This is a genomic window from Candidatus Poribacteria bacterium (assembly GCA_026702755.1).
Classification (GTDB): Bacteria; Poribacteria; WGA-4E; order WGA-4E; family WGA-3G; genus WGA-3G.
Genome location: JAPPBX010000039.1, coordinates 1 through 5,748, shown reverse-complemented (window position 1 = coordinate 5,748; position 5,748 = coordinate 1). Strand labels below are relative to the sequence as shown.

7 protein-coding genes are annotated in these 5,748 nt (G+C 45.1%); all 7 read right to left on the bottom strand.

The features are described 5' to 3' along the window. Positions 1–33: 33 nt before the first annotated feature. A complete protein-coding gene (locus OXH39_07930; protein MCY3550376.1) occupies positions 34–390 on the bottom strand; it encodes a hypothetical protein in 357 nt (118 codons plus the stop codon). 214 nt (positions 391–604) lie between these two features. Further along, positions 605–1,486, bottom strand: coding sequence for a hypothetical protein (locus tag OXH39_07925; protein ID MCY3550375.1), 882 nt, complete (start codon positions 1,484–1,486; stop codon positions 605–607). Then, on the bottom strand, positions 1,483–2,139 hold the full coding sequence (locus OXH39_07920; protein ID MCY3550374.1) for a hypothetical protein: 657 nt from the start codon (positions 2,137–2,139) through the stop codon (positions 1,483–1,485). Before OXH39_07920 ends, OXH39_07925 begins: the two co-directional genes overlap by 4 nt. Positions 2,140–2,185: 46 nt before the next feature. Then, positions 2,186–3,076 carry a formylglycine-generating enzyme family protein gene (locus tag OXH39_07915; GenBank protein MCY3550373.1) on the bottom strand — a complete coding sequence of 297 codons (891 nt, stop codon included), beginning with the start codon at positions 3,074–3,076 and terminating at the stop codon, positions 2,186–2,188. A gap of 69 nt (positions 3,077–3,145) precedes the next feature. Beyond that, the gene (locus OXH39_07910; protein MCY3550372.1) at positions 3,146–3,628 is read right to left on the bottom strand and encodes a hypothetical protein; all 483 of its coding nucleotides are present in this window, start codon (positions 3,626–3,628) and stop codon (positions 3,146–3,148) included. Positions 3,629–3,646: 18 nt separating this feature from the next. After that, the gene (locus OXH39_07905) at positions 3,647–4,414 is read right to left on the bottom strand and encodes a hypothetical protein (protein MCY3550371.1); all 768 of its coding nucleotides are present in this window, start codon (positions 4,412–4,414) and stop codon (positions 3,647–3,649) included. 288 nt (positions 4,415–4,702) lie between these two features. After that, on the bottom strand, positions 4,703–5,338 hold the full coding sequence (locus OXH39_07900; GenBank protein ID MCY3550370.1) for an RNA polymerase sigma factor: 636 nt from the start codon (positions 5,336–5,338) through the stop codon (positions 4,703–4,705). Positions 5,339–5,748: the final 410 nt, after the last annotated feature.

The following is a 5,748-nucleotide window of genomic DNA, read 5'->3' as shown; positions in this document are numbered from 1 at the left end:
CATGGAGACAAATGGACGGCATTCCATAGAAAGCTAACGACATCGCCAGTCGTCTCTCTTCCACAATATTCTAAACTCAGTCTCACCTTTGTTAAGGTGCCTATTCTCTATATCGTGGTTAGTGTGTTGCAGAGAGATTCCACCACCCCACGCTCGTGTGGGTTGATATGTTTCTGGTGGATGATTAACAGTCGCAGTCCATATTTTTTGAGTATATTCGGTATAGAGGATAATTCCTCCGTCGCCTGCGCAGTGATAATGAATCGTTAGCGGACGTATCCATCTCACGTTATGGTCTGCTTCCGCTGGTTCCAACACAATAAAAAGAGATGCTGTAAACCCGAAAACAAAGACGAGGCAGATTAAACTTCCAAACCATTTTTTTAGCATGATTAAATCTCCTTATAGAAATGAGAAAGCAATAGATAAAGGGGTGCTTCTGCCTATCCCATCAACAAACCTTTACCCTTTAACTTTTTGCTTTCCGTTTAACTGAAATTGGGATAGATGTTAGGTGAACAGATTCACCTTTAGATCCGTTATGAAGCCAGTGTGTACTCTCAAATGTAAAACCTGAATAAGAAAGTTTCTTGTGGGACATTTCTCACTCGTCCTCCTCTTCTTCTTTAGGTGGCACGATATCATCTGTCTTTACATCCTTAAATGGGATTCCATTGGCTTTCGCTTTCCGAAATCTTTCAAGGAGCCGCGGTGCTATTTCATCGTCCGGATGGAGATGGACTATTGCTTCAAGGTAGGTGAGGTAATCTTCTTCAGTGATAGGGAGACCCAATGCGTCCTTTCGATGAAATTCCGCCATGATACGCGTCTGCGGAGTGTCGCCATGCTCTTCAATGAGCCGTTCAAGTTCAAGTTGCGCCCATAACTCTGGGTCTTGCTCCCGCAGTTCCTCATAAGTAGGCTTCGCCGCGTCTTTCCGAGCGTTTTCAAGTGCCTGTCGGTTGGCTTCACTGGGGAAAAGGTGATAGAGTGCCTCAAGATAAGCAATATGCTCCCCAGGTTTCAGCGTGAACCAAGGGATTTCCATCGTTGATGCTATCGCACCTTTTAATTCCCAATTTGCGACAGTGTGAACCTGCGGAATGTCTCCAAACTGTTTGAGGAGTTGAGCACGGTAGTATTCCGCGTGTAAAACCCGATCTTCCGTATGGATCCAGTGGCGTGGAATTGCGAGTTTTCCCTTGCTGAGTAAGAAGCGGGCGTATGCGGCACGTAAGACTGGGTCTTTCACCTTCTCCCAGTTTCGCGGAACATCCACTTTCCCTTCGTTGAGCTGCGCGTAGATAGATTCAACGCGTAAAATAAAAGGGTCCAATTCTTCAATGCTGTCGGTTGATGTGTCTGTTGGATTTAACGGGTTAGTTGCCCCAGATTGCACATCTTCTCTGCCTCCACAAGCGAGAAAGCAGAGAACGAAAAGACAGATGAGATAACAGAACAGCGGTAAAATACGCGGATTTTTCATCTTGGATCTCCTTCAGGTACCATTTTGACTTCCACACCTTTCGCTCTTAGTTCGCGATGGTAGTTGAGTGCTTGCAGCGTTTTGTCTCTGGGAAAGAGATGATAGAGTGCCTCAAGATACGTAATGAGTTCTTCATGTGTTGGCGTTATGTCCATCTCCTTTTTTAATTCCCAATCTGAGACAATGCGAACCTCTGGGGTATCCCCAAACTGTTTGAGCATCTGAGCACCATAGTATTCAGCACGCAAGACCGGGTCTTCTGTCTTATACCAATCTTTGGGAGGATATGTATCAGCAGCGTCGGCAACTTCCGTCTCTTGCTTAGTTTGTTTCCACGGATCATTCTTTGGCGGTGGTGTCTCAAACGTGCTATCGTCTCGCCAATCATACTTTTCCTGCGTTGCGGTTGGCACTGCTGCGTGGTCGTTAGAACCGTGATCATGTGGATGGTCATGACTGTGATCGGGGGTTATCGGAGCCTCTTTTGTAGTTGTTTCTGTCTGTAGCGGGCGTTGTTTGGGTGTGGGTTGCGTCGTCTTATAGAACTTAATAGGTTCCGTCGGTGTCCTGCCACGAAAGAAAAGGTATGTGCCGATGCTCAAGATTATAAGTCCTACGAGTGCCAAAAACCATATCTTTTTGAAAAAATTCATATTGTTCCTTTATCTATAAGAGTTTTTGATTAAAATTAGCAGATATTCAAGGTGTGGCTGTCACCGCGCAACGGAAACCAACACCGAAGTACGCTTCTGATGGAGATATTACGAGACGAGAGGCACACCGCACAGACTCTGCTTTACTTGCCCAAGAACCACCACGAAACACGCGATCGCTATTGACATTTGTGAAATTATCCATGAGCCAATTCGTTAGACTTATAGGAGTGTTAGCAGAAAAAGAATCATAGTGACCGAATTCATGTTCATCTAAACACCACTCCCACACATTACCTGCCATATCATACAAGCCGTAAGCATTCGGGAGGTACTTACCAATAGAAGTGGTATCGCTAATATTCTGACCGTAGTTGGCATCTTTAGCAGTAATCTTGTTTCCCCATGGATATTTTTTCCCTTCTAAGTTCCCACGCGCGGCGCGTTCCCATTCAGCCTCTGTTGGTAGACGTTTTCCCACCCACTCTGCATAAGCCATTGCAGCGTACCAACTCACGTGATTTACGGGATGATTGCTTTTCCCGTCGGGATAGTTGTTTCCATTCCAAGTTGCCAGATAATTGCCGTTATGTAATCTTTCATCAATATGTTGTTTTTGCCACTGCGGGTTTTCGATGAGAAATTGCTTGTACTCTGCATTGGTAACTTCATTTTTATCAATGAAGAAAGCATCAACACGAACAGTATACACTGGTTGTTCGTCATTAGGTGATGCATCTGGATAGTTAATTCCCATCTTAAATTCACCTGCTGGAATTAGCACCATTCCGTCTGGCACGGAGAGCGTAGTAGATTCATGATTATAGACGGTCATCCCCTGCTGGTCATCATTATATAAAAAGATGAATAATACACTTATGCCAAGAACAACAAACATTACAGCAATAATGAGCATTTTCTTTTGTATAAGTATCATGGTTCCGCCTAATATCGGATATCAAGGGTTAAGACTTTTAACCCTTGATATCCAAGTTAGCAGGTTGGCCTACGATTCACCCTTCTGTGCAAATTTCCAAGCTTCAGCACGGCTGCGGTGCCCTGGAATACGTATCTCACCATTTGAGGAGCAGTTAGCTAAAGCATTCTCTGCGTTAACATTCGCTCCCCAATCAAAATCATCCGCGCTGACAGACCTGTATGTATCTCCCCTCACGATACCGCTGGCAGAGTCAGAATCCCCTGGCACTGAAGCATAAAGAGAGTAGGATCCTGTACTTCCGTCTCCCCATACGTTGGCATACCCTGAATAATCTACACCGAACGGTTGATCAACATCAACTTCAACGTCAGCAAAGGTACTGATATTACCATCTGAATCCGCACCAAAAGCTCTCGCCCAGTTAGCATGCCCGCTCCGCTTCTGTCTGTCTCGATTGTAAGTTCTGCCTTTTTCTGGACCTCGCAGTGCCCAGAGGGATGTACCGCCAAGCATTGCGAGAATTATAGCCAAGGACAATATTCTTCTCATGATATGTCTCCTTTACAGTTATGGTAAATCTAAAAATTGATAAGGGTCAATAGCCCCTGCTTCAAAAGAAACCAATTTTATATCTGATGGCACATCCATTTCGGTAAGCGATCTTCCCTTCTCAGCCCTGATTGCATTCAGCCGGGCACCATCTTCTGGGTGCGCTATAATATCGCTGATATATGTAATCTCACCGTCCGGTCTGAGATACGACTTCCATTTAACATAGGCGGTGCCTTTGATAACTGGATAGACTAAGCCGTTCTCCATATTTGCTCCTGCGGTGTTAGTACCTTGCGAGAGAAGTTTTATCTCGACGCGTGCCAGCAATTCATGGTTTGCAGAGGGTGCTGGAAATGTATCCGCAGGCCACCCTTCCGGCACTTCGGGATAAGGTCCGAATCCAAAAGGCGAGACCGACACATCCTCGGCGATTTCTTTCTCTGAAACGAAGTCATCTGGTAAGAACACATCCGCGATATCAACAGCATCTGTATCCTGCACCGCTAATGCGTCTGTCCCTTCAGACGTTGTTTGTACCTCATCGGTATCAAGAGCCGTTTCTGAGGTGCCGAGGGTTTCTATATCTATGGGAATGCCAACATCTTGTTCGGCGGGTGCCTCGTTCTTGTTTTCAAGTGTCTGCACAGCGCGGGTCGTCTGTTCGAGTTCCGCCTTAGTGGTGCGGTGAACGTGCCAACTATAAAGGAGGCTGCTGCCAACAACCACAAGAAAGAAAACAAGTCCTGCGAGGATCCCTCTGTTTGAGATCAAGTTACCTAACACGATGTGACCTCCTTGTTATTATTCGTTACGGGGATTTTGCCGATTTTTCAGGGAGAACGTGGCAATCTACCCCTGTAAGGTGCTAACCTAAAAATTCACAAAACAGGGGCGTTTTATGTTATAATTAGGCTAACGCTGTCATAGACCAGTTATGGCAGGGTTCTCCGCGCCGACCGGTGTCTCTACCACCCTCGGCGCACCCCTGAAAAAAGAAGAGACTGCCATTACAAAACTATTTCGTCACATTATAGGGAAAAAGACGAAAATAGCCAATAACTCTTTATCCGGTTATTCACCTCCTCCACGTAAGAAATGATAGATATCAGGATAATGCTTTTCTAACCACTTCTCGAATTTCACTAACGCCCGATGATATCGAGACTTGGCAGTTCCTGTTCTGATGCCCAGTTTTTGCCTAATCTCCTCAAACGTCATATCGCTGTTGTGCCTTAATTGAAAGACTTCTAATTCTTTGGGACGCAGCGTGCACTCAAAACGGCGGCGGATCTCTGCAAGTTCGTTATCAAGAACGCCGTGTTCCGGTTGAAACGTCACGGGTGCGGAAAGCAATTCTGTGAGAGCCATTTGCCCCGATTCATCTTCTGGATCGGCATCCAATACGACCAGCACACCTTGCTTCTGTTTCTCCTTAATCCATTTTACGAGGACACGTGTTGCGATTGTGGATAGCCACGCCCCAAAACGTTCCGGAGACTGAATCCCTTCTAAGCTTTTCAGTGCCTCAAGCAACGTTTCTTGGACGAGATCTTCTGCATCTTCATGATTCCCGCTGATTCTCCTTCTGAAAAACTTATGAAGAGGAGCTCTATATCGCTGAAAGAGGACATTCCGTGCGACTTCATCGCCTTTCTGGTAGCGTTGTAAAAGTTGTGCATCACTATATGTTTCATAATCGGTTAGCATTTAGTAGTGATCGTATCCTTTCCTAACTTAAGTGTAAAAATTGGTTAAAAAGGTTACAAAAAAATAATTCTGTCATCTTATACTCTTAAAGACTCCTTTTTTTCCCCCTTTTCGTGCATAAAATGCAAAAAATGTCATAAATGATGAAAAAAGTGGGAATTCAGCGAAACCATTAACTTTCTTTGATAAATTTTGGCATTCAAGTTGGGTGTTCGTAGGGGCGGGGTGCCCTCGTCCGCTTTTTGCTATCTGTAAAAGACAATTGTCAGTTCCAGAGTGTCTCTAATCCTGTCCATCCTTGAATCCTGCAAATCCTGCTTCAGACAATCATCAAATCACATGTCCATCTTTAATAATGCCCTTCTCCTCCAAAGCAGCAAGCGCATTCTCAGCAAAGCCGGACGGGATAC